Below are 26,591 nucleotides of genomic sequence, written 5' to 3' on the forward strand. Positions count from 1 at the left end.
TATCCGATAAACAGGAGGCATTAAAGGGAGGTTCTCAATTTGCTGAAAAGGCTTATTCTTTTTTTATCCCATCTGTTCGAAAAGCCATTTCCACCCGGTACACTTGTAGCTGAACGATACACGGTGGTCCGCTTGCTCGGAACTGGAGGATATGGCCACACCTATCAGGTGATTGATCAAGAAACCGGAAGTCAGGTTGCCTTGAAGGCGCTCCGCTTGCATAAACGTATTTCCCGCTCAGGAAAAGCTGGATTTGAAAGGGAAAAGGAATTTTTGCAAAAGATTCAAACATCTGGGGTACCAGCTTATTATGATAGCGGGAAGCATGAAGGAAAACCGTATTATACAATGGAATTGGTTGAAGGCAAGAATTTTGAACAAATCATCTTTGAGGAAGGCCGTTCATTCGACGAAAGGCAGGCATTCGAGGTTGCAAGTGAAATTCTTGACATCCTATACGGACTGCATCAGCAAGGAATTATCCACCGGGACGTAAGGATTCCGAATGTAATCCAGAGTAAAGACAGAATCTATTTACTTGATTTGGGCCTGGCACAAACCGCTGTGATGGCAAAGGGGCATGCCTTTTTTAAAAAATATCATCCTCGAAAGGAAAGGAATGTACAGGCTGATTTCTATGGGTTGGGCCACTTTATCCTTTTCCTTCTTTATTCCTCCTATAGTCCGGCACCTGGACAGAAGGAACAAAGCTGGGCAGAAGAACTTGATATTTCTCAACAGGCAAGGGCGATTATTAAAAGGCTTTTAAAAATCGATGGCGAATATAGTAGTTGCAGTGAAGTTCAAATAGACATTAGTCGATTGATAAATGAGGAGGAGAAGGAGAATGTCATTATTTAATAAGATGCTTGCATCGGTTGGGATTGGAGCTTCTAAGGTTGATACGAGGCTGGAAAAGGATACACTTACACCGGGTGAAACTGTTAAAGGTGTGGTTGTTATTACTGGAGGGAGCACTGAACAAAGCATTGATTCAATTTATTTGTCATTAAATACTACATATTTAAAGGAATCCGATGATAAAAAATACAGTGTTAATGCATGTATCGACCGCTTTAAGGTAGCGGATCCATTCATCATTAAACCAGGTGAAAAAAAGGAACTTCCTTTCTCATTCAGGCTGCCTCTTGATACACCGGTCACGATTGGACGTTCAAAGATCTGGCTTTCAACAGGGCTTGATATAAAAAATGCGATTGATCCAACAGATACTGATTACATTCGGGTTGCTCCAAATCCGACGATGTCCGCAATTCTCTCAGCTGTTGAGGAGCTGGGATTCAGGCTGAGGGAAGCAGATTGCGAACAGGCGCCGCGCCGGATGCGTGTAAGGCTGCCGTTCGTGCAGGAGTTTGAATTTGTTCCTGTTGGCGGACAGTTCAGGGGAAGGCTTGATGAATTGGAAGTAGTCCTCATTCCAAACAGTCATGGTGATATTGAAGTGTTGATGCAGGTTGACCGCCGTGCCCGGGGATTTGGAGGCTTTTTATCTGAAGCACTGTCAACGGATGAATCAAACGTCCGCTTCGTTGTTACACCTTCAGAAGCGCCTTACGTCAGGCAAAAACTTCAATCGATTATTGAACGATATTCATAAGTTATTTAAGAGGATGGGGAGACCCACCCTCTTTTTTTGTCTAACTCAGCTGCCAAGTATACTTCTGTCCCATTATTACGATAAGTCAAAATCGATTTACTCGTGCGGACGCTGACCACTAAGGGAAGCTTCTGTAAATAAACATTACAGAGACAGGCGCACTTTGCCTGTCTCGATTCGCTTGCACTTTTCTTATGTGTTCTTGCGTTTTTTGGCCGAATACTCTTTGGCATGTGCCTCATGTTCGGCAATTATTGCTTCCGGAGGAATATGGTTATTCTTTTTAGGTGAGTTTATACGATTTCTGTGCTTTTTACCCATTTACATACCTCCTAAGGTTTTAATTGCAGCATGCCTGGATAATGGTGTTAACAAAGAATATCTTCCCAAGAAGAGGCTATGCTATAAATAGTTTGCCCCGTCAGGAATTCTCCATCCATCGGCTAAGTAAACGTTTTAAAAATGCTCCAATATATGCTATGATAGATAAGTTGTTAGACATCATACTTTTAATTCTAGGAGGATTAAGATGAGTATTCACATTGGTGCCAAAGAAAATGAAATCGCGGAAATAGTACTGCTACCTGGAGATCCACTCAGGGCAAAATATATTGCTGAAACCTTCCTTGAAGGTGCAACGTGCTATAACGAAGTAAGAAATATGTTTGGTTTTACTGGTACATATAAAGGAAAGAGAATCTCAGTCCAGGGTACTGGAATGGGTGTTCCATCCATTTCGATTTATGCAAACGAGCTGCTTGAAAGCTATAATGCACAAACCCTTATCCGCGTTGGTACTTGCGGGGCTATCCAAAAGGATGTAAAGGTCAGGGATGTTATCCTTGCGATGACTTCTTCCACCGATTCACAAATCAACAAACTTGAGTTCGGCGGTATCGATTTTGCCCCTCATGCAAACTTTGAGCTGCTTCGGAATGCCTATGATGCGGGATTGGAAAAAGGTTTAAACCTTCGTGTCGGAAACGTATTCACAGCAGACTTGTTTTACAATGATCATGGCGACCTTGAAAAACTTGCCAAGTATCAAGTTCTTGCTGTTGAAATGGAGACAACAGCTCTATATACGCTTGCAGCGAAATATGGCCGTAAAGCATTGTCCATTCTGACTGTAAGTGACCACATTCTGACTGGTGAAGCAACATCTTCAGAAGAGCGCCAGACGACTTTTAATGAAATGATTGAAGTGGCACTTGAAGCCGCTATTAAGGAATAGTTTGGATGACATTGGCTCTCCTCTGTGAGAGCCTTTTCTTTTTTGATAAAAGTTTTTATTATATACAGCAGGGTATACAGTCTACTAGGCTTTCACAATGTATAACTTGTGACCAACAGTGAAATGCTGGAAAGGGAATGCCTCCCCTTGCTCTGTACAAGCTGGGGGCTTATACTACAATAGATAAATTCGCTTTAAATTGAAACGCAGGTGATCACTTGAAAAAACTAGCAATTCTACTCTGCAGTAGTCTTCTTTTAACAAGCTGCAGCCAAGTTGAGTCGATTCTTAAAAATCCATTCTCTAAAGAAAAGAATATAGATACGGAAACGCCAACTGAAAAAGAGAAAGAACAAACTACTTATGATGGCCCAGTTCTAGAGGCTGCGTATTTTAATCAGATTCAGGAAACAAGCGGTAAAAAAGAAATCATGAATCCTGAAAACATTCTTGCCCTGGTGAATAAAGAATTTTCTTTGCCAGGCCATTACAAGCCAAATGACCTCGTACGGCCGAATGTCCCATTTTCTTTTGGGGAAACTGATGTTGAAAAAAGCTTAATGAGAAAGGAAGCTGCTGTAGCGCTCGAAAAACTGTTTGCACAGGCCAAGCAGGAGAATATTGAGATTTTTGCAGTTTCTGGCTATCGCTCGTATATTCGCCAAAAGTCATTATTCGATGCCGAGGTTGCAAATATCGGTGAACAAAAAGCGAAAGAGGTTGTCGCGCTGCCTGGCCAGAGTGAGCACCAAACAGGGCTCACAATGGATATTGCGAGCAGGGCAACAAACTTGAATTTAACTGAAGAATTCGGTGAAACGAAGGAAGGAAAATGGCTGATGGCGAATGCCCATAAATTCGGATTCATCCTTCGTTATCCTAAGGGCAAGGAAGAAATAACCAACTACCAGTATGAACCATGGCATTATCGTTATGTTGGTCAGGAAGCGGCCAAGACAATGTTTGAAAACAACTGGACTTTGGAGGAGTATTTCCAGGAAGTGGAGAAAATTTAAAAGGAACCTCTAGCAGGTTCCTTTTCGTTTTTGCGGATTAAGTGAACGCTGATTAGTCCCCAAAAATATATGAGCCAATTTACCGCGGATATGAGCCTTATATGAGCCATTTTTGCATGTATATGAGCTTTTATACATTTATTGGAAAATGACGAACTTAGTATGAAGTTCTCTTAAAATATATGAGCCAATTTACCGCGGATATGAGCCTCATATGAACCATTTTTGCATGTATATGAGCATTTAGACATTTATTGGAAAATGAGAATCTTAGTATGAAGTTCTCTTAAAATATATGAGCCATTTTGCATGTATATGAGTATTTATACATTTATTGGAAAACGACGAACTTAGTATGAAGTTCTCTAAAATATATATGAGCCAATTTACCGTGGATATGCGCCTCATATGAGCCATTTTTGCATGTATATGAGCATTTAGACATTTATTGGAAAATGACGAACTTAATATGAAGTTCCCTGAAAATATATGAGCCAATTTACCGCGGATATGAGTCTCATATGAGCCATTTTTGCATGTATATGAGCATTTAGACATTTATTGGAAACCAAGGTAGTAAGGAGGAAGGGCACCCAACTCTTTTTAGAATCCGAATCTAGCCAATCATGTTCGATGTGTGTTGGAGATGATCAGGGAAGGATTTCTGTTGGAAAAAGACCTTCTATTCAGGAAAAAAGCTGGATTCTTTTTTACATAAGAATTTGAAATCGTTTCAAGATAGTTTCTCGATCGTGATATATTAAGGTAAACCTTCAAGAATATTTCTTTTTTCATTATCGGGAAAAGATGGTATTCTAAATGATAAGAGTTTCTATACTATTTACGGAAAATGGAAGTGGTGAAAGCTGTGGATGAACAAAATCAAATACAGGAGCAGGATCAGCCGCAAGAGCAAGTGAAGCAGCCGGTACATATTCGGATGAAAAGGTCCTACTTTTTAATGCTTCTAGTGTTCCTGGTTGTTTTGACAGCAGGAATAACAGCTTTTGCGACTTCGAACGGGGACAATACCCCTCCGGTTGTGATTGGCGGAAGCCAGGAGCGGGATGAATTTGAAAAGCTTTATAGAGCTTACGATATCCTTCAGAAAGGGTATTTTGAAGATCTGGATAATGACAAGCTTGTAGATGGTGCAATCAACGGCATGATCAAGTCACTTGACGATCCGTATTCTTCGTATATGGATGAGGAAGCTGCCGAGCAATTCCATCATAGCGTCGAATCTTCATTTGAAGGAATTGGGGCTGAGATACAGGAAAAAGACGGTCATATCATGATTGTATCCCCGTTAAAGGGTTCGCCAGCTGAAAAAGCCGGCTTGAAACCAAAGGATGTTGTTCTTGAGGTAGATGGCAAGAGCATACAAGGATTTACGTCAACAGAAGCTGTCGCGCTGATTCGGGGTGAAAAAGGCACGAAGGTGGAATTAACCATTCAAAGGCCTGGCTCCGAGAGTACAATAAAAGTACCTATTATTCGCGATGAGATTCCGATTGAAACTGTATATGGTGAAATGGTTGGGGATGGAATTGCAAGGGTCCAGGTAACAACATTCTCAACAAACACGTACGATGAACTGACGGCAATGCTGAAGGACCTTAAGAAGCAAGGGATGAAGGGACTCGTTCTGGATGTAAGACAGAACCCGGGAGGCCTGCTTGATCAGGCTATTGCCATATCAAGTATGTTTGTACCAGAGGGTGAAATCCTCTTCAAGGTAGAAGACCGAAATGGAAACACGCAGGATTATAAATCCAAAGGTGAAGACAAACCTGATTATCCGATGGTCGTCCTCATTGACAGCGGAAGTGCAAGTGCATCTGAAATCCTTGCAGGTGCTGTAAAAGAATCAGCCAATATCCCGCTTGTTGGACAAAAGTCATTCGGAAAGGGAACCGTCCAGACCGCACAGGATTTCCCTGATGGCTCGAATGTAAAATTCACAACGGCCAAGTGGCTGACACCTAAGGGCAATTGGATTCACAAAAAGGGAATTGAGCCGGATTATAAGGTGGAGCTACCAGCCTACTATAGCCTTCCATACCTTGATCCAAGGCTTAAACTGAAACAAGGCGATTCTTCTGAAAACGTGAAGGTTGCCCAGCAAATGTTAAAGGCTTTGGGCTATGATCCAGGCAGTGAAAATGGTTTCTTCGACGGGAAAACAACTGCCGCTGTAAAAGCGTTCCAGGCAGCAAATAAACTTGAACAAACTGGTGTTGTTACGGATCAAACAACAATAAAAATCATTCAGCTTCTTCAGGAAAAAATCCAGAAGGAAGATCCACAATTAGAGAAAGCAATTGAAGTATTGAAAAAAGAAATGAAGTAATTCCAGCCCCGGCAGCCAATGCCGGGGTTTTCTCTTGATAGTAAAGGGAAGAAATCCGAAGCTCGGTTTGCCCGTCCGGTATAAATATGTGGTATTTGGACTTTTACTGGTAAATGGGAGAGGCGGGTCGTTTGGTTTGTAAGCGTGGGATAAATGCTATAAAATGACTGTTTAGATAGTAAGAAACGTAAGAACTTCAAACGATGCAACATCGAATGGACAATTAAAACAGTCTTTTAAATGGAAAAATAGGGCCAGCTGCCAAAAAAGTGTCCTTTTATGATAAGAATGGAAAAACGGGGTGAGAAAGCTGAAACATATCATCCATTTTGATAATAAGCTTAAGGAAGAAATTAAAAACCTGGAGGCAGGGTGCGTTCAGGTATGTATATCTGTTTGCAATGAATACCAGCCCCACTTTAAGGAACGAGAACAACAATTGGTTCTGGAACTAATGAGGACGCAAAAAGGCAACCGGAAGGCGGATAAGGATTGCTTTGAGGATGAATATGAATCTTTCATTGAAATCGGTATCGAGCAGGATGAAGATTATTTTCCGAATGGATATATTCCTATCTGGAAATGTAAGGAGGAATGGTTCCAAAAGACCGGTTACTTGACGGACAAAAATTTAAACGAACTTGAAGAAGTCCTTCGGGCCATGGTACTAGAAATGCTGGAAGATTAATTAACAGAGAGGAAAAAGCAAATATGGGTAAAACAGAAATCTATATTCTTTCGGGTTTCCTTGGCAGTGGCAAAACGACATTGTTAAAAAGGCTGCTTGAAGATGAAAAGAAAAATGGCAGGAAAGTTGCTGTCATGATGAATGAACTCGGAGCTGTTTCCATCGATTCCGATGCCGTCGGGGAGGATGTGGCACTGAAGGAATTACTGGGCGGCTGCATTTGCTGCACGATGAGCGGCCAGGTGGAAGCTCAGCTTCAGGGTTTGCTGCAGTTGGAGAAGCCTGATTCAATTTATGTTGAAACAACAGGTGCCGCACATCCAGTCGAAATCCTTGATGCACTTGTTTCACCTCTTTTCGCGGATAAAATCATACCAAAAGGTATTATTACGACTGTTGATGGCCAGAGGTGGCTTGACAGGGTATCCCTTGGGCCGCAGCTGCAGCAGCTGCTGCTCGAACAGGTGAGACATGCTGATTATTTGATTGTTAATAAAGCAAGTGATTTATCAGAAAAACAACAAGCTGATGCTATAACCAGCATCCAGGGACTTAATTCACACGCCAAGTGTGTGCTAACTGATTTTTCAAAGGTGCCCTTAAAGGATATTAGGGCAATTACCCTTCTTCCGGGTGAACGAAAACATACACATATCCATACAAAAGATCTTGGTCTTGGTACATATGTACATACCTTTTCAGCTGGAGTTCAAAGGGAGGACTTTGAACAATTTTTACGGAGCCTTCCTGATTCAATTTACCGGATAAAAGGATATGTTAAATTTAAGGGCGCCAGTTTTCCAGAGCTGTTTCAATATTCGTATGGAATGCCATCCTATATGAAAGAGTATATGAATCTTCCCCTCAATATGGTGTTTATAGGCGAAGGAATTGACTGGGAATCGGTCAGCAACGGACTGAAGGCGTTGGAGAAGGGCGAATAGTTTGGCTTCTTTTTAAAGGGGTATTGAACCTTAAATCATCCCTTTAAAGGAGTTGTTGAAGTTATGCCTTGGTCAAAGAATGATTACCCTGCCTCAATGAAAAATCTCGATCCCGAAGTCCGGGAAAAGGCGATTGAAATTGCAAATGCCATTCTTGAGGACGACAACGATGAGGGAAAGGCAATTGCCATCGGGATAGATAAGGCTAGAGAATATTTTGAGAATCATGGAAAAGAATAAATTCGCTGCCTCCATCTTCCATTAAGATGGAGGCATTTTCATGTAATGAAGCGATGGGCTTGGTGGCAAACTTTTATAGTAAATTTTAACCGGATGGGTGGATTCCTGTGTTAAAACGAATTGGTCTGTTAGTGATTATAATCTCCCTAAGTTTTTCTCCCGAGATAGAAGCTGTAAAGCGGGGCGCAGCGATGACACCATGGGATGAGGCAAGACAAGTCTTTCCCAGGTATAGTAAATTTACTGTCGTTGACGTTGAAACTGGCCTTTCTTTCAATGTGCAAAGAAGAGCCGGAAGCAGGCACGCGGATGTCCAGCCTTTAACAGCAAAAGATACAAAAATCATGAAAAAAATATACGGTGGAAAATGGAGCTGGAAAAGAAGGGCTATCTACGCTGTAAAAGGGAATAAGAAGATTGCTGCATCGATGAACGGAATGCCGCACGGAGCAGGTGCTCTGCAAAATAAATTCCCAGGTCATTTTTGCATTCATTTTAACAAAAGCTCTACACACAGAAGACGGGAAATGGACCTATCCCATAAATTGATGGTGTATAAAGCCGGTGGCAAGCTTAATATGCTGCTTGCCAATGCTAGTCCTGTCGAAACTGTATCCTACTATGTTGCAGGGTATAAAGAACAAGATAAACGCATTCTCTCCCTGCTCTCATTGAAGAAAACGAACTGGCAGCCAATCCTGAAGAATGTTGAGAACGCAAAGATAGCCCGGTTGCCGCTCCTCCCGGCAGAGGATTTGCAGGATGAATTAACGGTGAATGTACCAGTTGAAATTGAATGGCAAATTGAAGGGGAAGGAAGAGTGGTTGAAGAGACGGAAATCCACTTGTTCCGGCCATCTCCTGCTAGCGCATGGAAAGTCGACTCTCACGCCTTCCTTGAGGATAATCCGTTTTTAGTGGATCGGGATAACGTTGATGAATAACGGGGTTCATTCAAGTTGTTCTGAAAAATGCGAAAGGGTGTATTGGTCACACTTTGGGTTCTGTAGTTAACTGAAATGTAACCAATGAGCTGTATTGGCTACATTTTGGGTTCAAAATTTAGTTGAAATGCAGCCAATAGGCTTTATTGGCACCGTTTTGAGTTCTGAAGTCACCCAAAATGTAACCAATGAGGTGTATAATAAAACTTTGGTTTAGACCCGACTATTGGCTAATTTAACAAAGGTAGCGGCTAGCCTGGATAATTGCACTTAATCCACAGATTGAGCTAGGTAACGATTAGTTAAATATGTTCTGGTAGGCTGCCCAGTAGTTACTTGGACAGCCTTATATTATCAACACTGATTTCCTTTGCTCACTATACCGAAAGCACCCAGCCGCGAGAGGCTTACTGGCCTTCCTCCTCTGGGTGCTTCGCTTATGTTAAGGTAACCGTCCGAATTGGACAAAGGTTCTTTCGTCTTCAATCAGTCCGCATGTTCCACACTGTATTCGGACCTCTGGCCCATTGTAAGCGAGATGGAATGGTTCTAATTCACCCTCATTATATTCCCTGTCAATTGAGCCAGTTGAAGGGTCCAGCTTGACGGCGCGCGGGACCTGTTCGATGATGGTAAACCTGCTTCGGTTTGTTTTGCAATTTGGGCATCTGTATGGTGATGGCATGGGTTCCGCTTCCTCCTAGTCTAATGATTTCCTTTTATTTTTTGCAAACTTATTCCCTTCTATGTAAAATTCTAGTGACGGAAAAAGAAATAGATAAGAGGAAGGTGCTATAAATGGATTACCAACACCTGTTAACAGAATACAGAAAGCTTTGGAATAACCGGCAGTTGGAGGAATCCAATTTACTCAACAGTGAGGAGACGTTAAAGGAAGCGATTAGAAGAGAGTTATTGGATGAGAATAGCCATCCCAGGGTCCGCAAAGGTAAGTATGAAAAATTTTACACAGCATCGAAAAGGCTGCTTGCCTCAAGCCTTAAAGACAGTGACAAAACCAGCCTTTTAGAAATCTATGTGGAAATCATGGAGAATTTATAAGGTCACCATTATGAAGAGGGACCAATGTGGATTTCTGAAAGATGGGAAGACGTGAGTTTTTGGAATTTTATTTCGAGAATCCCGTCAATAAAGGCTGCTGTAGCGCCTTTTTTTCGAACTGGCGCGGGCAGTATGAAGGTCTCTTTATCCCCTGATTCAGGAATATTTTCAACCATCAATTGATTGGCTGTATGGAAGATACGGATCTTTTCCAACCAATCATTCTTTAGTGGAATTCTTACAAATACAAATTCGTGTGTTTCAAAAATCATAGCCTGGATTTTGCTAGAGGCTTCAGGCTGGCGGGCTTCCTGCTGCATTGGAATAATCGGCCCCGTTTCAGAGCCCTGTGGCATGTACTGGCTAATCGCATCCATCACATATTGCTCAATCATTTCAGGTTTCATCGATTTCATCATATCTTTGGAAAAAGGAAATTTCCCCCACGGAAACATGGCGATCATCCTCTCAATACCTTATGGACTTCAGCCCAATAGAGCGGTTATCACATCTTATGCGATAAGTAGCCTAGAGGTTCAAATCAAGAATTAGTTCACATGATTTTTCCCCGGCTTAAGTATAAACCGCCGAATTAATTTTAATATCGCCGAATTAATCTCAAAACCGCCGAATTCATCCAAAGCTGCTGAACTTAGACCAAAACTTCAGAAGTAATGAGTGCTGAGTAATGAAAAAGTTCAAAGGGAAAAAAACATCGCTTTTTATCAGGCATCCAATCGGGAGATAAAAATTATAAAAAACCCGAAAATTTGCTAAATCAAAACAATAATAATATTATGTAAACAAACAAAAATAAAACCGCAACAGCGGTTTTATTTTTAAATATTATTGATTCTACAAAGAAACAGAACCTAAGCTTCAAGCAGATGTGTCTCTTCCTGTGTTTCAGCCTGCTGCCTCATCAAATGGAAGGTATATTGATCTTTAGGGATTTCGTACAGATCAAATAATTCGCCTTCAGCATTCAGCTCCGCATATAAAGCTGGCCTTGTTTCATTGGCTTTCACTGTGTAGGGGAGTTTTTCCGCAGCCTTGATAGAGCGAATATTGGCTTTCCTAATCCGCATGAATACTGTGTCTATACCAAGTTCGTAAAAGGCTTCCTGGAAAAACGCTTCCTTGGCTGGGCTGTTATAACCCTTTCCATGATACGGTTTGCCAAGCCAGGTACCGAGGAAACCTGCATTGTCAGAAACATCGAAGAGGGAGATGGTGCCAATTGGCGTACCCCATTCGTCCAAAATTGTCCTTGAAATAACCTCGCCGCGTTCCTCAGATTCAATGATTTGTTTTGTCAGAAACAGAAACTCATCATATGAATTTGCCTTATGGCGTACATAAGGGAAAACATCAGGATGTGTAATTAGGTCATAGAGGGCATGGCAATCGTTGAGATCGCGTTTTTTTAGCATAAAAATAGCCTCCAGTCAGGGCAGACCAGTCCTGTGGACAGGAACATTTCCACCCTCGAAATTTTTAAAATTGCGTAAAAAATTTCGGGGTGGGAATCGAACCCACTAAGACCAGTCTTGACTGGTGGCGCACCATTTGCCTTCCCATTGCACATATATGAATTTGTATGAAAACCAACGTTGATAAGCAGTAAAACAGAAAAAATATTAATTACAAAAAGTATCATACAAGAAATTTCACCAAAAATAAATAGGTTTTTTAAAGGAAATTTCTGCGATTTTGTGAGCAATTTCTACATAATTCGCTGATACACAAATTTGCCATCTATCATAGTCCAGAGCGGTTTGGCGAGAAAATGAAATGGATGGTTGCTCCAGAGCACAAGATCGGCATCTTTCCCTTTTTCAATGCTGCCTACGCGGCTGTCGACACCAAGATTCTTCGCCGGAAGAATGGTAATCCCCTCTAGTGCTTTTTGTTCGGACAAGCCTTCTCTTACCGCGATTGCAGCACATACATTTAAATATTGAATAGGTGTGTAAGGGTGATCGGTTGTAATTGAGACTTCAACACCTGCTTCTGTCAACCTTTGATACGTGGTCCAGCTTTTGTTCTTTAGTTCGACTTTCCCCCTTCTTGTCAATGTCGGTCCAACGGAAACTTTAAGTCCAAGCCCTGCCATTTCATCTGCGACAAGGTGTCCTTCAGTGCAATGCTCAATCCGGAGGTCAAGGTCAAACTCCTGTGCAAACCTGAGGGCGGTCATAATATCATCGGCTCTGTGCGCATGGATCCGGACGGGTATTTCCCGATTCAATGCCTTTAATAGTGGTGCAAAGCGCAGGTCTTCCGGGTCTCCAAATTTCCGAGCCTTATAAAATGCCTCTCTTAACATACCCATAAGCCCCATTCTTGTAATCGAATCATTTGAGCCATTACTGTGTATGCGTTTCGGGTTCTCGCCAAGTGCAATTTTCAAACCTGCCAGAGGGTTAATGATCATATCCTGAATGTTTTTCCCTGTCGTTTTAATGACAGCTGTAGTACCTCCAATGACATTTGCGCTTCCAGGCATAACATGGACGGTTGTAATTCCGCTCTGGACAGCATCTGCAAATCCAGTATCAAAAGGATAAACGCCGTCAATCGCCCGGATATGGGGTGTCATCGGTTCAATCGTTTCGTTCGCATCATTACCGGCCCAGCCAGTTCCCTCATCATACAGCCCAAGATGGGTATGGACATCAATAAATCCTGGAAGCAGGAAATTCAGCCCGCAATCAATGATGGCTGTTCCCGCAGGTGCCTGAATGTTTTTACCTATTTCAGCAATCTTCCCTTTATGGACCATCAGGTCAAAGCCTTTCAACGGTTCGGAAGTAATCGGGACAATGGTCGCGTTCCGTAACAATATTGAATCCATTAATTAGTACCCCACGAGAGTAGTTTTTTCTATTTTAACAGGTATCGAGTCTTGCGGAAAAGAAATAACTACTATGGTTTCATTCTTTGTTTCCGAGCGGTGATTCAACTATAATTCTTGTTGAGAGAGGTGTATTTAACATGAAAGATGGGATTGGGCTTGTACTTGAAGGGGGAGGAATGAGGGGCGTTTATACAGCTGGTGTCCTGGAGTATTTTCTTGATAACGGCATTTCGTTCCCTTATGTCATTGGCGTTTCAGCTGGAGCTTGCAATGCAGCATCCTATCTGTCCGGGCAAAAAGGGCGGAACAAGGTTGTGAATATTGACTATGTTTCGGACCCCCGTTATTTATCCTGGCAAAACTTCAGGAGGAACCGGCAGTTATTTGGAATGGATTTTATCTTTGATGAAATTCCTAATAAGTTGGTTCCGTATGATTATCAGGCTTTTAATCAAAACAGCACAGAATTTGTAGTAGGAACAACAGATTGTATTTCAGGTGAGCCTATTTATTTTGGGAAAAGCGATTATGGAACGGATTTGCTTACAGTGTTAAAAGCTTCTAGTTCGCTTCCATTCATCGCGCCTGAGATTAAGTTTGGAGGAAGAACTCTTTTGGATGGGGGAATAAGTGACCCTATTCCAATTAAGAAAGCACAAACAGAAGGCTTTAAGAAAAACGTCGTAATTTTAACAAGAAATGAAGGGTATTTGAAAAAGCCGTCACGATTCAGTTTTTTAGTAAATCGTAAATACCCCGATTACCGCGGGCTTCAATCCAGCCTTCGCCAGAGATATCAGGTATATAATGATACCGTTTCTTATTTGAAAAAAGAACAACAGGATGGCAGGGTTTTTATCATTCAGCCAAACCTTCCGTTAAAAGTGGGGAGGATGGAAAAGGATCCGGTAAAATTGTCAAACCTGTACGAGCAGGGGTACACGGATGCAAAACTGCTTAGCGATGACTTACTAAAGTGGGTGGAGGAAGCTTAAAGAACATTCATGAAATGGACAAGCAGACAATAGAATAGTAGAAAAAGGGTAATTTAGGAGTGAATATGAAAATATCCGATTATTATAGCGAAAGCGCCAGAGCTTTTTTAAACTCCAGTATCCTCTTTCTCTTGCCTGCTTTTCTATTGGTGTTCATTAACTTGGCTTATATTGGCAATCGCCAGGTTATGCTGCTATGCCTTCCTTTTGCAGCAATGAGTTTGATTTATTACCAAATCCATCTTAATAAGGCAAGACTGGCAGAGGAAGCAGAACCCGCAGTCATTTTAACCAGTAATCCCTTATTGACTGCCAAAAGCCTGCTTGTTTTCTATGACAATCATTTTTCACCCGGTCTTCTTCTGTTTTCGCCAACTGGAGTGAAAAATGGCGAGCTCAGGAACAGGAAAATTTCGTTTCAGCAAATCATTTCCCGGCGCCGTGAATTCGAATTATGTAATGAAGAGATGAAACCATTGGCTGTTTATTACGTCACCCGGGGAAAGGTAGATGTATACAATTCAAGGGGCAACTGGATTGGAAGACTGTATGAGGATGGGAAAGGCCAAATACAATTAACTAAAACGCATGGCATGGATTTCATGTCTGTTTCCCGTTCAAGGTTCTTTATGGATGTAAAAGTAGAAACAGAAGGCAGCAATAGCGCAAGGCTTAGGAGAGGACTCATGCCGCTGGAGTGGGGGATGCGATTCCCTGACCCGAATACACCGGTTTTTACAATCAATGATCATTCATCAAACGAAGAGAAGCTGCTATATTATTCGGTGCTTGTCCGTGAATTTTTCGTAGAACGCTAACCTTGCAATAATTTTATCGGTATGCCATTCTTTAGCTATATAATTTTTAAGTAAGATTCAATGTTGACAGTACATTTCATTAGAATAAAAGCAGCATAAGTTGGGGGTATGTTTGTGAAAGTAGAATTTATTAAGGTACATGGTTCCGGAAACGATTTTCTGTTGATTGACGAATTTTCAAGGCCGGAGCTTTTTACATATGAAGAACGGGGAAAGCTAGCCCAATTGCTTTGCGACCGTGAGAACGGGCCCGGGGCAGATGGCATTTTGTTCCTCCAAAAAAGTGAAACTGCTGATGGAGCGATGAGAGTATTCAATGCGGATGGCTCCGAAGCATCGATGTGCGGCAATGGCCTGCGCTGTGCTGCGAGACTTTTATGTGAACTGCTGGGAAAGGATTCCGCCATTGTTGAGACAATGAAGGCCAATCTCTTTGTTAAAAAATACTCCGACATCCTTGAGGGAGTTTCCACTTACAATGTGGAAATTTCACCAGTGCTATTTGAGTTGAAGAATTTGCCACTGATGCTGGATCAGGAAACGCTTGTAAAAGGCGAAATTCCTGAATTAAGCAGCAGCCTTGAATTCACTGCGCTGGCAGTTCCGAATCCACATTTAATTTCCATCGTTGGTTTGCCTGAATTATCAGGTGACCTTCAGCGGACACTTAGTGAAAAAGTGAATGGGCCGAATGAGTTATTTCCAGATGGAGTAAATGTCAGCTTCGTTCGCACTCTTTCTCCAGGGCAGATTTATGTGCGCACATATGAAAGGGGCGTCGGCTTCACCCATGCTTGCGGCACCGCCATGTCAGCATCTTCTTTGGTCACGTGCCTGTATGGATACAATCAGACTGAAAAACCGATCAGGGTATTCAATGATGGCGGGATGGTCGAATGTATCGTCCGCGAGCAGGAAGAAACATATAAAATCGAGCTTGTTGGCAATGCGACATTCGTTTACCGGGCAACAGCGGAGTTCGATTTTGAAACCAATTCCGTGGAAGTATCCGGTCAAGTGGACCTTGGGGAGCAGGAGCGCTACTCCCTGTTGCAGGAAGAAGCGAGGAAAGTCCTGAGCCAATACAATTAATTTAACAAGGGGTATTGTCAGATCCCTTTTGTGGCTTTATCCTTGTGCAAGGTCACAGAGAAAGGCTGTCAGTGCCTAAGCCCAGTCGATAAACGATAAAAAGGTAACAGAGAGGGCTATCAGTGCCCAAACTGAATAGAGAAACGATAAATAGGTAACAGAGAAAAGCTGTCAGTGCCCAAACTGAGCCGAGAAACAATAAATAGGTAACAGAGGGCGGTCTCTATGTGCCTGAACCATATCGAGAAACGATAAACGGGTAAAATAGAAAGGTCTCTATGTGCCCGAACTATATCGAGAAACGATAAACGGGGAACATAGAACCATCAATGTGCCCGACTCGAATCGAGAAACGGTAAATCGGTAACATATAGCAGCTATCAGTATTATAGTCGAATTGGAAAATGATAATTTAAGGGAAATTCTCCAACAAAGTATAAAGAGCCGGCGATAAGCCAGCTCTATTTTGTGCTTTTTAAAAACTCCAGTACCGGAGCAAAAGGCTGTTCCTCACCTGCAGCGAAATAGTCCTTGAAAGGGTCGCCGATTTTTCTGTACCGTTTTAACACATTTGGCAAATTGAATTCTTTCGGATCAAGCCCATTAACAACCTCTTCCCATAAAAGAGGTGCAGCCACTCCCGCATGCTGGTTCCCTCTTGGTGAATACGGGGCAATGATGGTTTTGCCGTGGGCATGCTGGACATAGTCAACATAAAGCTTGTTTCCGCGGTTTTTCTTCATTCGTTCTATTGTAAACAGATCAGTTTCTTTTGAAACGAGATAATGGGCTATGAATTCAGTAAACAATCGCGTTTCATCAAACGTATATGTGTTGGCCGGCAGAGGAATATAAACTTGCAAGCCTTTATTTCCGGAGGTTTTGACGAATCCGGTCAGGTTCAACCCGTCCAGCACCTCTTTAATATGCAAAGCAGCTGTCACGGCAAGCTGAAAATCACCGATGGAAGGCGGGTCAAGGTCAAGGACAATTTCGGACACTTTATTTGGCTGGGAATCAATCGTCCGAAACGGAATGTGGAACTCGATAGCAAGCTGGTTTCCAAGCCAGACAAGGGTTTTCAACCCATTGCAAACAATATAATTTATATCCTCATCCAAATGCGTCTCGACGAAATCTGGAGCATAATCAGGACAATTTTTCTGATAAAAGGCTTCACCAAACATTCCATGCGGATAGCGGATAACTGTCAAAAGCCGTTTTTGTAAAAATGGCAGCATTGAAGGAGAGACCTCCCTCAAATAATGAACAAGGTCAATTTTTCGAACAGGCGGACTTTCCCAAACTGGCTTATCAGGATGGGTTAGCTCTACATCTTCAGGAGCGTTTTTTTGATTAAAAAGAAAATGGTCATACGTACAATCCTCAGGCTTTAAATCGAATCTGAATCTGTTAAAATGAGGCTCCCTTAATTCCCCATCATAAAGCTCCAGGTATTTTACTTCAAAGCAAATCGCAGGCTCAACATAAATAAATCGATTATCCTCATTTGTACTGTTCTGCCGGATTACAGCTGATAGCGCCTGTTTTTCCTCAGGCTTCAAGCCAAAAAGAATATGGCCAATTTGAACAATTTCTTCATCTTTGTAAACAGCGCAATGGTAATAACCATTTGCTTTTTCAAAAGCAATTAGGAAGCAGTTTACCAGCTTGAAATTCTTGTACTTCACCCATTTGTCTGTCCGCTTTCCTTCTTCCCATCGTCCAGCCGGGTCTTTGGCAACGATTCCTTCGCCGTCATGAAGGGAGACATGTTCCCATATTTCATTAAAATCACTATAGGATTTTACATATTGAAGCAATTGTTGGTTAGATGGATTCACTTTAACCGGCAGCCCGGTTTTTATAAATAAGTCGTTCAATTGTTTTTTCCGATCGCTATAGACCCTATCCAAAAGACTTGTTCCTGACAGCATAAGGAGGTCAAAAGCCATTAGGCGCGCAGGGACCTTCTTTGCCGATTCCTGAATTCTGTTTTCGGATTTCATCCGGCCTCGGACCTGTATCGCTGAAAAATTTGCTTTATACTCATTTTCCAGAATAACAAGCTCACAATCAAGAAGAAGCGGCAAATACGGTCTAAAAGCCTCTATATGCGAAGAAAGGAATTGGTCTATTTCGGGAAATTGAGGGAGGAGCGGCTTTCCGTTCCTGCTTACTATGTTGATGCTTTCTTCGGTCCATTCAAGCATAGCTCTAAAACCATCATATTTGACTTCATACGACCACCCTTGGCGCACAGGTTGTTCAAAACTAAGTACAGGAAGCATGGGCTTCATCGGCACAGTTCCCCAATCCTTTTTAGTTTAGTCTGCTTTACAAAAACTGCATTTATCCAGCCAAAACTGTTGTTTTTTCATTTGTGCTAAAGATAAGCGAAATGCGCAAACTAAAAGAAAATGACAGGAGGAAGTAGGATGCATACGATTTGGAAAGGCAGTATTAGCTTTGGGCTCGTCAATATCCCCATCAAGCTTCATGCCGCTACAGAAGACAGGGACATTAAACTCAGGACCCTGCATAAGGAATGCCATTCACCAATTAAATATGAAAAGGTTTGTCCCGTCTGTGAAAGGGAAGTAAAAAATGAGGAAATTGTCAAAGCGTATGAATATACAAAAGGAAAATTTGTCGTTCTCGAAGATGAGGACCTGGCTAATCTAAAGAAGGGAAATGAGGATAAGGCCGTCGAAATCATTGATTTTGTCAAAATGGAGGAAATTGATCCGATCTATTTTGACCGGACGTATTTCATGTCTCCACATGAGGGTGGCGGTAAAGCCTATTCCTTGCTGAGGAAAGCTCTTGAAGATTCGCAAAAGGTTGGTCTGGCCAAGATTGTTATCCGTTCAAAAGAACAGCTGGCTGTTATCCGGGTATATGAAAATACACTTGTGATGGAAACCATCCATTATCCGGATGAAGTGAGGAAAGCAGGCGATGTTCCAAATGTTCCAGAAGGGGATAAAGTGACTGACAAGGAAATTTCAACAGCGATCCTCCTGATTGACCAATTGACCACAGAATTCCAGCCGGAAAAATACAATGATGAATATCGTACAGCTTTAATGGAACTTATTGATGCAAAGCGGGCAGGACGCGAGGTTGTTGCCCCAACTGCGGCGGAGCAGCCTGCTAATGTTACCGATCTGATGGCTGCGCTTCAAGCTTCAATTGACAAGACAAAGCCGAAGAAGGCGGCGGCTCCACGTAAAAAAGCGACTCCAAAAAAGAAAAAAGAGGCATAGGTTTTGCTTAGTGGAAGCATTTATGGAACCTTAAAAATCGGACAGGGTATTTGACCAACTTGTTCGTTCAAATAAGCTAAAAAAGGAACGTATCAACTAACGGGGCCGGTTCCCAAAACGGCCCTTTTTACCTTATTGGAGGTGTGGAGAATATGGCAGGCAGATTGATGAAGTTGGCATTTTCCTACCTTGGGCTTTCATTAGCTATTGTTTTTGGATTCATTTTTATTTTTTTAGAAATAGCCAATGAGCTTAAGGAGAAGGAACTGGAAGAATTCGATGTAACAGTCATCACATATGTACAAAGGTTCATTTCCTCTGATCTAACAGAGTTAATGCTTTATATTACAATGTTAGGTTCAATACCGTGGCTGACTGCCTCGGTTATTGGGACGATTGTCTTTTGCTTTTTAAAAAAGAAATGGCGTTCAGGTTTATTCATCGCCTTTTCATCAGGTATAGGCGCTCTGTTCAATATGTATTTGAAAGATTTATTCCAGCGGGAGAGGCCGGATATTAAGCCTTTAATAGAAGAAGAGGGTTATAGTTTTCCAAGCGGCCATTCAATGGGTTCATTTATTTTCTATGGAGCCTGCGCATTCCTGGTCTTCCATTTTGCCCGGAGATGGAAGATAAAAATTGCCGGCTCAGCCGCACTTTTTTTTATAATTTTTATGGTTGGCCTTAGCAGAGTCTATCTTGGAGTCCATTACCCAAGCGATATTATCGGCGGGTTTTCGGCAGGCGGGGCTTGGCTGGCAGTCTGCGTAATCCTTTTCAAGTTTTATGAGAAAAATGAACGGATATCCCGATAGCCGAAACAGGCAGAATTCCGGCTTATGAATTACAATAATTAAAAGATAGTACCAATTTTTTCGCAAGGAGGAGCTTATGGGGAAGTATATTCTTGCATTGGACCAAGGCACGACGAGCTCGCGTGCCATCCTTTTCGGCCATGACGGACAAATCGTTCACATGGCGCAAAAAGAATTCACACAGCATTTTCCGCAGCCAGGCTGGGTTGAACATAATGCAGATGAAATCTGGGGGTCGATTCTTGCTGTCATTGCTTCATGCCTGACAGAGTCGGGAGTAAAGCCTTCAGAGATTGCAGGTATCGGAATCACTAATCAGCGGGAAACAACGGTTGTATGGGATAAGGAAACTGGCCGCCCAATTTACAATGCGATCGTTTGGCAGTCCAGACAGACAAACGGCATTTGTGAAGAGTTAAAAGCCGCGGGACATAGTGATTTGTTTCGTGACAAAACAGGTTTGCTAATAGACGCATATTTTTCCGGGACAAAGGTGAAATGGATATTGGACCATGTCCAGGGTTCCCGCGAAAAGGCAAAAGCCGGAAAATTACTGTTCGGAACGATTGATACGTGGCTGATCTGGAAGCTTTCAGGCGGGAAGGCTCATGTGACCGATTATTCAAATGCTTCAAGAACATTGTTATACAATATTTATGACTTAAAATGGGATAGCGAGCTTCTTTCCATCCTTGGGATTCCTGAATCGATGCTGCCTGAGGTAAGACCTTCATCAGAGATTTACGCAAAAACTGCTCCGCATCACTTCTTTGGGCAGGAAGTCCCGATTGCTGCGGCTGCAGGCGACCAGCAGGCGGCATTGTTCGGCCAGGCTTGCTTTGAGGAAGGCATGGCCAAGAACACATATGGAACCGGCTGCTTCATGCTAATGAATACTGGTGAAAACGCAGTTAAATCAAATCATGGCCTTCTGACGACGATTGCTTGGGGAATTGATGGCAAGGTCGAGTATGCCCTTGAAGGCAGTATATTCGTTGCCGGGTCAGCAATCCAATGGCTACGTGACGGCTTGCGGATGATTCGTTCAGCGAAAGACAGTGAATCGTATGCCTCAAGGGTAAACTCAACAGATGGAGTGTATGTGGTACCGGCTTTTGTCGGGCTTGGAACGCCTTATTGGGACAGTGATGTTCGCGGCGCCGTATTTGGGCTGACAAGAGGGACTTCAAAGGAGCATTTTATCAGGGCAACACTCGAATCGCTGGCCTACCAGACAAGGGATGTCCTGTCGGCAATGGAAGCCGACTCTGGCATTAGGCTGAAAACACTGCGGGCTGATGGGGGAGCTGTCAGCAATAACTTCTTGATGGAATTCCAGAGCAGTATCTTGAATGTTTCTGTTGAAAGGCCGGTCATAAATGAAACAACAGCCCTTGGCGCAGCTTTCCTTGCCGGGCTGGCCACGGGATTCTGGAAGAATCGCAAGGAAATCAGCGAACAGTGGGCTCTTGGTGGAAGCTTTGAACCTTCGATGGAAGAAAAAGAGCGAGAAGAGCTTTATTCAGGCTGGAAAAAGGCTGTCCACGCGGCGATGGCGTTTAAATAAGTGCTCGAAAGAGGGATATCATCATGAAAATTCTTGTTCTCTCGGACACCCATATCCCAAAGCGATCGAAACAGCTTCCCGAGGAACTGCTTCAAGAGGCAAAGACGGCAGATTTGATCATTCATGCTGGTGATTGGCAAACTATTGAAGTTTTTGAGGAGCTTTCCCGGTATGCAAAAGTTGAAGGAGTATACGGGAATGTAGATGGAACAGAGATGAAGTCCCTTTTTCCATTGAAAAAAATTGTAGAGGTCAATGGATTCAGGGTAGGAATCGTTCATGGACATGGAAAGGGAATGACAACTGAAAAACGGGCAATTAAAGCTTTTTCTGAGGAAAAGGTAAATTGTATTATCTATGGACATTCCCATATTCCGGTCCTGCGGCATGAAAAAGATATTCTTATTTTTAATCCTGGTTCACCTACCGATAAGCGGCGGCAAAAGCGCTATTCATTTGGTATTCTTCACGCTGGGGAAACACTTAGCGCGCAGCTTATTTTTTTCGGCGGCAAGGAATAGTTCATTACCGTATGACCTTTTAGCTGAAATGTGCTATAATATAAAAAGAAGAAAAAACAAACCATTTTACAGCATCACCAAATTATAAAAAGCGGCAAGGAATGTGCTTTTTGTAACGAGGTGTTTTTTTCTTCAGGTCATCCGGCAGTTTAGGTATCTATACTCCGGATGCGGAATGGGAATCCGCCGATGAAACAAACTAATGGAGGTGCCTGGAATGGCGTTTGGACGGAGAAATATGGAAGAAGTTGTGTTGGAAGCTACTGAAGTTTGGGAGTGCACTGCCGAAGGATGCAAGGCTTGGATCCGTGATAACTTCAAAAGTGAGGATACACCAGAATGTCCCATTTGCAAAAGTGAGATGAGACGGGCCACCAAAGAACTTCAAGCAGTCGCAAATACTAGCAAGCGCTATATATAGGCAGAAGTTTGATTCAAGGTGTTGTTGAGATTTATAATTAATACCATTTATGATTAAAAAATTAAAGGTGTCTGTCAGATTACTGGCAGGCACCTTTTGTCTGCCGTATTATATTTCAAAACCGCTGAATTAATTAAAAAAACGCCGAATTAATTCTAAAACCGCTGAATTAATTGTATAGTATGTGGCCCGAAAAGGTTCCTAGGGAAAGGTTCCTAAGGAAAGACCCGTGGATCTTTTTTAAATAGTTTTAAGGTTGCTCGGTTGGATGTACTCGGTTTTTTAGGGTGAAATAGAGTTTGTCCTGAATAGTTGAAAATCTGTCCTGCAATGCTTGGGAAATGTCCTGCATTTTTCGGGGAATGTCCTGTATATCGTAAAATCTGTACTGAATATTTAAAAACGTGTCCTGATTCAATGAACATAAAACGCGAACTAAACAATAACGATATTATGTAAACAGTTTAACGTAAAAATAAAACCGCGGCTGCGGTTTATATTTTTTAACTTAAATATTTTTCCTGGCGTTGTTAAGCTTCATCAAAATGATTACTGCAATAGTCGATAACCATTTGTTCCTCGTCATCCTCAAGGGCAAAGTCAAGCACCTTCCCAGAGCCTCTTTCGAAAAAATTATATTGGGCAATTTTGTTTTCGCTGCCTTCCACAGCAAAAATTACCTTTAACCCTGTACCAGCTACAGTGTATAACTCGTCCTCTTCGTCGATATCCAAATCGAGTAGAAATTCAAATCGTTCCCCAGTTAGCAGTCCAAACGGATCTTCCAAATATTCAACTGTATGGCCGATAATCTCCATATATGTTAACCTCCAAACTTCAAGAAAATATTTACTATAGACTTTAATAAAAATAACACAACCAAAAGGTAAATCAAAGCTCTGTGAATTTTACAAATAAAAAGTGACTAATTCTTGTCGTATAAAAACGAAGAAACTGTGAACGACTCATTCAAATCATTACACTACTAGAAATAATTGCTAAACTGGTAATGAGAATTACTCTGATATATCTATAAAACTTCATTACCACAAACTTATCATGTGAATATTTTCACAAAAAAGGGGGAGTTGCTTTGGCTGCAGCTCATACACTATCTGATTTTACCACCATCATGTCGGCAAGGAAGAATTTTTATGAATTCATGCACCAATTATTTTCGGCACCGCTTGATCTTAACAGCCTAAATTCAATAAAGCTATTTGGGAATATAGAAGGTTTAGTGGAACTGGGGGACGGCGGGAAAGCCCTGTTTCACTTTTTTACAAAGGCTGGAGAGGATGAATTAAAACTAGAAGAAATCCAGTTTGCACGGGTATTTATTGGACCGCTTTCATTGCCGGCTCCTCCATGGGAGTCTTTTTACAAAAGCAGGGAGAGATTGCTTTTCGATGACTCGATGTATGAAGTAAGGCGGGCATATCATGAGTCGGGTCTGAAGTTTTTTAAAGAAAATAGGGAACCGGATGACCATTTACTTACCGAGCTTGAATTTATGATTCACTTATCCAGTAGAAGTGCCAGTGAAACAGAGTCTTCTAAACTGAACAATTTATTTCAGCGCCAATACAACTTCCTGGATAAGCAACTGGGCAGCTGGGTTCCACAATTCGCTGAAAAGCTTGCCGAAAAATCGGACAGTGTCCTGTATGTTGGAGCAGCCCGGCTTCTGGCTGATTTCATAACTGAAGACAAAGAATGCTTGAAAGAGTTGATGGAGGGATTAGCCTATGTCCACTAATAAGGAGCAGGGTATAGTCAATAAAAAATTCAAACGGCGCACGTTCCTAAAATGGTCGGGGGGTATCGGGTTACCGCTTATCCTTGGTGGAGTTGGTGCCAGCCAGTTAATTAGCAAGGATGAAACTGCAAAAGGTTTGAAATCGGATATTCCTGAAGAAATTATTAATACATGCAGTGCTTTTAACTGTGGGGGCCGCTGCCTAATCAAAACACATGTCAGGGATGGAGTGGTGGTTCGAATTAGTACCGATACCAATGAGGATTCCCTGCCGACCCCGCAGCTTCGGGCTTGTGTAAGGGGGCGGAGTTATAAAAGCATGCTGTATCATCCTGACCGGCTGAAATATCCAATGAAACGCGTAGGCAAACGTGGCGAAGGAAAGTTTGAAAGGATTAGCTGGGAAGAAGCTATTGATACAATTGCAAAAGAAACAAAGCGGATTGGTGACACAAACGGACCAGAATCAAGATATGTCAATTATGGCTCTGGACTTGGAGGGCTGTTCGGCGGGAAACAGATGGCAAGGCGTCTTCTGGCGATGACGGGCGGATATCTGAATTACCGGAACGACTATAGTTCAGGGTGCGCTAACGTCGCTACACCTTACACGTACGGGACTAATAATACTGGTTCAAGCTTTGATAACCTGCTCCATTCAAAATACATCATACTTTGGGGGCAGAATCCGTCAGAAGTGATATTTTCTACTCCATATTTAGCTTTCCTCCGCGAAGCAAAGAAAAATGGAGCTAAGATAATTGTGATTGACCCTCGTTATACCGATACTGCGATTGCTTTTGCCGATGACTGGATTCCGATTCTGCCGTCGACAGACGTCGCGATGATGGACGCAATGGCCTATGTAATTGTAACTGAAGGCTTGCACGATCAGAAGTTTTTAGATACGTATTGCCTTGGGTTTGATGAAGACCATATGCCGGACGGAGCACCAAAGGAAGCGACTATCAAAAACTATCTCCTTGGCAAGACGGACGGAATTCCGAAAACACCTGAATGGGCGGAAGAGATTTGTGGGGTTCCAGCTTCAAAAATCATCGAAATTGCCCGCGAATTCGCGACAACAAAGCCTGCAACCCTAATCAATGGCTGGGGTCCTCAGCGCGCAGCTTACGGAGAACAAATTATCCGAGGCGGCGCTCAATTGACTGCCTTAACCGGAAATATTGGAAAGTTTGGAGGAGGCGCGGCGGGGACAGGGTATTGGTCCCATTCGAATATCGTCTACCCAGTCACTAGTGAAAACCCGGTAGCCGCGTCAATCCCTTGCTTCCAGTGGACAACTGCTGTTGAAAGAGGAACGGAAATGACAGCTGAAGACGGGCTTGAAGGCACAGATAAGCTAAAGTCCAACATTAAGCTGATTTATAATATAGCCGGAAATATGCTGCTAAACCAGCATTCAGACATCAACAAGACAAAGGCATTGCTCGAAGACGAAAGCAAGGTAGAGTTTATCCTGGTCACTGAATTGTTCATGACACCGAGCGCGAAATATGCGGATATCCTCCTGCCGGGAACAAGCTTTTTTGAACGATGGGATATCGGAATGCCATGGTGCTTCGGTGATTATGCTTTATTTGGCGGCAAGACCATCGACCCCTTGTATGAGTGCAGAAATGAATATGATATTTTTGCTGATGTTGCCGGTAAATTCGGGCTGAAGGAGCAGTATACTGAAGGGCGTTCGATGCTCGATTGGGTAAAAGTCAGCATTGAAAGAACAAAGGCAGAACTCGATCCAAACTTTCCAACCTTTGAGGAATTCCAGAAAAACGGAGTTTATCATTTTAGGTACGATGAACCATTAATTGCATTCCAAAAACAAATTGAGGATCCAAAAAACAATCCATTTGAAACTCCTTCAGGCAAAATTGAATTGTTCTCAAAGGCATTATGGGATATGCAAAAGCATGACGAGATACCGCCTTTCGCCAAATATGTGCCTGCATGGGAAGGGCCGGCTGACCCATTAAAAGCCAAGTATCCTCTTCAAATGATCAGCTGGCATTATAAAAGACGATGCCACTCGACACATGACAATAATCCGTGGCTCGAGGAAACTGCTCCTCAGGAAATGTGGATCAACCCGCGCGACGCAAGAGCACGGGGAATTAAAGAAGGGGACAGGGCAAAAGTGTTCAATGATCGGGGGCTCATTCACATCCCTGTAAAAATTACCAGCAAAATCATCCCTGGTGTCGTGGGGATACCTCAAGGAGCCTGGTACACTCCTGACGAGAATGGAATTGACCAGCGCGGCTCGATTAACGTGCTTACAAAGCACCACCCTACGCCGCTTGCAAAAGCAAACCCGCAGCAAACCAATCTTGTTGAAGTAACTAAAGCGTAGG

General features: G+C 42.5%; 27 protein-coding genes. 20 read left to right on the plus strand and 7 right to left on the minus strand.

Features of this window, described 5'->3' with window-relative positions:
* Positions 1 to 39: 39 nt before the first annotated feature.
* Complete coding sequence (locus AM500_RS10765; RefSeq protein ID WP_053599205.1) at positions 40 to 861, plus strand: serine/threonine protein kinase; 822 nt, start codon at positions 40 to 42, stop codon at positions 859 to 861.
* The gene (locus AM500_RS10770) at positions 848 to 1,618 is read left to right on the plus strand and encodes a sporulation protein (RefSeq protein ID WP_053599206.1); all 771 of its coding nucleotides are present in this window, start codon (positions 848 to 850) and stop codon (positions 1,616 to 1,618) included. The genes AM500_RS10765 and AM500_RS10770 overlap by 14 nt, the downstream gene beginning before the upstream one ends.
* 192 nt (positions 1,619 to 1,810) lie before the next feature.
* Here AM500_RS10770 and AM500_RS25810 read toward each other — a convergent pair whose 3' ends face one another.
* Complete coding sequence (locus AM500_RS25810) at positions 1,811 to 1,939, minus strand: hypothetical protein (protein WP_197028435.1); 129 nt, start codon at positions 1,937 to 1,939, stop codon at positions 1,811 to 1,813.
* A gap of 208 nt (positions 1,940 to 2,147) precedes the next feature.
* On the opposite strand from AM500_RS25810, the gene deoD reads away from it, so the two are divergent.
* The 7 genes from deoD to AM500_RS10800 all read left to right on the plus strand — a co-directional run bounded on the left by deoD (position 2,148) and on the right by AM500_RS10800 (position 9,037).
* Positions 2,148 to 2,852, plus strand: coding sequence for a purine-nucleoside phosphorylase (gene deoD, locus AM500_RS10775; RefSeq protein WP_043933697.1), 705 nt, complete (start codon positions 2,148 to 2,150; stop codon positions 2,850 to 2,852).
* 218 nt (positions 2,853 to 3,070) lie between these two features.
* Positions 3,071 to 3,868, plus strand: a complete 798-nt coding sequence (locus AM500_RS10780) for a M15 family metallopeptidase (RefSeq protein ID WP_053599207.1) — start codon at positions 3,071 to 3,073, stop codon at positions 3,866 to 3,868.
* A gap of 850 nt (positions 3,869 to 4,718) precedes the next feature.
* Positions 4,719 to 6,221 (plus strand): lmo1851 family serine protease, encoded by a 1,503-nt coding sequence (locus AM500_RS10785; protein ID WP_053599208.1) that lies wholly within the window; start codon positions 4,719 to 4,721, stop codon positions 6,219 to 6,221.
* A gap of 301 nt (positions 6,222 to 6,522) precedes the next feature.
* Positions 6,523 to 6,909, plus strand: a complete 387-nt coding sequence (locus AM500_RS10790; protein ID WP_053599209.1) for a hypothetical protein — start codon at positions 6,523 to 6,525, stop codon at positions 6,907 to 6,909.
* A 23-nt stretch (positions 6,910 to 6,932) separates the two neighbouring features.
* Positions 6,933 to 7,853: a CobW family GTP-binding protein gene (locus tag AM500_RS10795; RefSeq protein WP_053599210.1), complete on the plus strand. Its 921-nt coding sequence runs from the start codon at positions 6,933 to 6,935 to the stop codon at positions 7,851 to 7,853.
* A 63-nt stretch (positions 7,854 to 7,916) separates the two neighbouring features.
* The gene (locus AM500_RS25815) at positions 7,917 to 8,093 is read left to right on the plus strand and encodes a DUF2188 domain-containing protein (protein ID WP_197282683.1); all 177 of its coding nucleotides are present in this window, start codon (positions 7,917 to 7,919) and stop codon (positions 8,091 to 8,093) included.
* Between the two features lie 107 nt (positions 8,094 to 8,200).
* Positions 8,201 to 9,037, plus strand: a complete 837-nt coding sequence (locus AM500_RS10800; RefSeq protein ID WP_053599211.1) for a hypothetical protein — start codon at positions 8,201 to 8,203, stop codon at positions 9,035 to 9,037.
* A gap of 442 nt (positions 9,038 to 9,479) precedes the next feature.
* On the opposite strand, the gene AM500_RS10805 is transcribed toward AM500_RS10800, so the two are convergent.
* The gene (locus tag AM500_RS10805; RefSeq protein WP_053599212.1) at positions 9,480 to 9,722 is read right to left on the minus strand and encodes a hypothetical protein; all 243 of its coding nucleotides are present in this window, start codon (positions 9,720 to 9,722) and stop codon (positions 9,480 to 9,482) included.
* A 113-nt stretch (positions 9,723 to 9,835) separates the two neighbouring features.
* On the opposite strand from AM500_RS10805, the gene AM500_RS10810 reads away from it, so the two are divergent.
* On the plus strand, positions 9,836 to 10,099 hold the full coding sequence (locus AM500_RS10810) for a hypothetical protein (RefSeq protein WP_053599213.1): 264 nt from the start codon (positions 9,836 to 9,838) through the stop codon (positions 10,097 to 10,099).
* An 8-nt stretch (positions 10,100 to 10,107) separates the two neighbouring features.
* On the opposite strand, the gene AM500_RS10815 is transcribed toward AM500_RS10810, so the two are convergent.
* The 3 genes from AM500_RS10815 to AM500_RS10830 form a co-directional block, all read right to left on the minus strand.
* Positions 10,108 to 10,554: an Hsp20/alpha crystallin family protein gene (locus AM500_RS10815; protein WP_053599214.1), complete on the minus strand. Its 447-nt coding sequence runs from the start codon at positions 10,552 to 10,554 to the stop codon at positions 10,108 to 10,110.
* 417 nt (positions 10,555 to 10,971) lie between these two features.
* A complete protein-coding gene (locus AM500_RS10820) occupies positions 10,972 to 11,532 on the minus strand; it encodes a GNAT family N-acetyltransferase (RefSeq protein WP_053599215.1) in 561 nt (186 codons plus the stop codon).
* 293 nt (positions 11,533 to 11,825) lie between these two features.
* Positions 11,826 to 12,956: an amidohydrolase gene (locus tag AM500_RS10830; RefSeq protein ID WP_053599217.1), complete on the minus strand. Its 1,131-nt coding sequence runs from the start codon at positions 12,954 to 12,956 to the stop codon at positions 11,826 to 11,828.
* Positions 12,957 to 13,096: 140 nt separating this feature from the next.
* Between AM500_RS10830 and AM500_RS10835 the strand changes: the two genes are divergently transcribed.
* The 3 genes from AM500_RS10835 to dapF all read left to right on the plus strand — a co-directional run bounded on the left by AM500_RS10835 (position 13,097) and on the right by dapF (position 15,864).
* On the plus strand, positions 13,097 to 13,954 hold the full coding sequence (locus tag AM500_RS10835; RefSeq protein ID WP_053599218.1) for a patatin-like phospholipase family protein: 858 nt from the start codon (positions 13,097 to 13,099) through the stop codon (positions 13,952 to 13,954).
* 65 nt (positions 13,955 to 14,019) lie between these two features.
* Positions 14,020 to 14,772 (plus strand): hypothetical protein, encoded by a 753-nt coding sequence (locus AM500_RS10840; protein WP_053599219.1) that lies wholly within the window; start codon positions 14,020 to 14,022, stop codon positions 14,770 to 14,772.
* Positions 14,773 to 14,880: 108 nt separating this feature from the next.
* Entirely contained in the window at positions 14,881 to 15,864 is a 984-nt protein-coding gene (dapF, locus tag AM500_RS10845) for a diaminopimelate epimerase (RefSeq protein ID WP_442853993.1), read from the plus strand.
* 461 nt (positions 15,865 to 16,325) lie between these two features.
* Here the strand turns inward: dapF and AM500_RS10850 are convergent, their stop codons facing one another.
* Positions 16,326 to 18,164, minus strand: a complete 1,839-nt coding sequence (locus AM500_RS10850; RefSeq protein ID WP_053599221.1) for a DNA ligase D — start codon at positions 18,162 to 18,164, stop codon at positions 16,326 to 16,328.
* Between the two features lie 138 nt (positions 18,165 to 18,302).
* Between AM500_RS10850 and ku the strand changes: the two genes are divergently transcribed.
* The 5 genes from ku (at position 18,303) to AM500_RS10875 (ending at position 22,457) form a co-directional block, all read left to right on the plus strand.
* On the plus strand, positions 18,303 to 19,133 hold the full coding sequence (gene ku, locus AM500_RS10855) for a non-homologous end joining protein Ku (protein ID WP_053599222.1): 831 nt from the start codon (positions 18,303 to 18,305) through the stop codon (positions 19,131 to 19,133).
* 152 nt (positions 19,134 to 19,285) lie between these two features.
* The gene (locus tag AM500_RS10860) at positions 19,286 to 19,948 is read left to right on the plus strand and encodes a phosphatase PAP2 family protein (RefSeq protein WP_053599223.1); all 663 of its coding nucleotides are present in this window, start codon (positions 19,286 to 19,288) and stop codon (positions 19,946 to 19,948) included.
* Positions 19,949 to 20,024: 76 nt separating this feature from the next.
* A complete protein-coding gene (gene glpK, locus AM500_RS10865; protein ID WP_053599224.1) occupies positions 20,025 to 21,515 on the plus strand; it encodes a glycerol kinase GlpK in 1,491 nt (496 codons plus the stop codon).
* Positions 21,516 to 21,538: 23 nt separating this feature from the next.
* Positions 21,539 to 22,036, plus strand: a complete 498-nt coding sequence (locus AM500_RS10870) for a metallophosphoesterase family protein (protein ID WP_053599225.1) — start codon at positions 21,539 to 21,541, stop codon at positions 22,034 to 22,036.
* A gap of 217 nt (positions 22,037 to 22,253) precedes the next feature.
* Positions 22,254 to 22,457 carry a cold-shock protein gene (locus tag AM500_RS10875; RefSeq protein ID WP_043933714.1) on the plus strand — a complete coding sequence of 68 codons (204 nt, stop codon included), beginning with the start codon at positions 22,254 to 22,256 and terminating at the stop codon, positions 22,455 to 22,457.
* A gap of 530 nt (positions 22,458 to 22,987) precedes the next feature.
* Here AM500_RS10875 and AM500_RS10880 read toward each other — a convergent pair.
* Positions 22,988 to 23,275 (minus strand): DUF6509 family protein, encoded by a 288-nt coding sequence (locus AM500_RS10880; protein WP_053599226.1) that lies wholly within the window; start codon positions 23,273 to 23,275, stop codon positions 22,988 to 22,990.
* A 275-nt stretch (positions 23,276 to 23,550) separates the two neighbouring features.
* On the opposite strand from AM500_RS10880, the gene AM500_RS10885 reads away from it, so the two are divergent.
* Together AM500_RS10885 and AM500_RS10890 are read left to right on the plus strand one after the other, a co-directional pair.
* Positions 23,551 to 24,216 (plus strand): TorD/DmsD family molecular chaperone, encoded by a 666-nt coding sequence (locus AM500_RS10885; RefSeq protein WP_053599227.1) that lies wholly within the window; start codon positions 23,551 to 23,553, stop codon positions 24,214 to 24,216.
* Positions 24,206 to 26,590, plus strand: a complete 2,385-nt coding sequence (locus AM500_RS10890) for a DMSO/selenate family reductase complex A subunit (RefSeq protein ID WP_053599228.1) — start codon at positions 24,206 to 24,208, stop codon at positions 26,588 to 26,590. Before AM500_RS10885 ends, AM500_RS10890 begins: the two co-directional genes overlap by 11 nt.
* Position 26,591: the final 1 nt, after the last annotated feature.

This window comes from Bacillus sp. FJAT-18017 (assembly GCF_001278805.1).
Lineage (GTDB): Bacteria > Bacillota > Bacilli > Bacillales > Cytobacillaceae > Bacillus_D.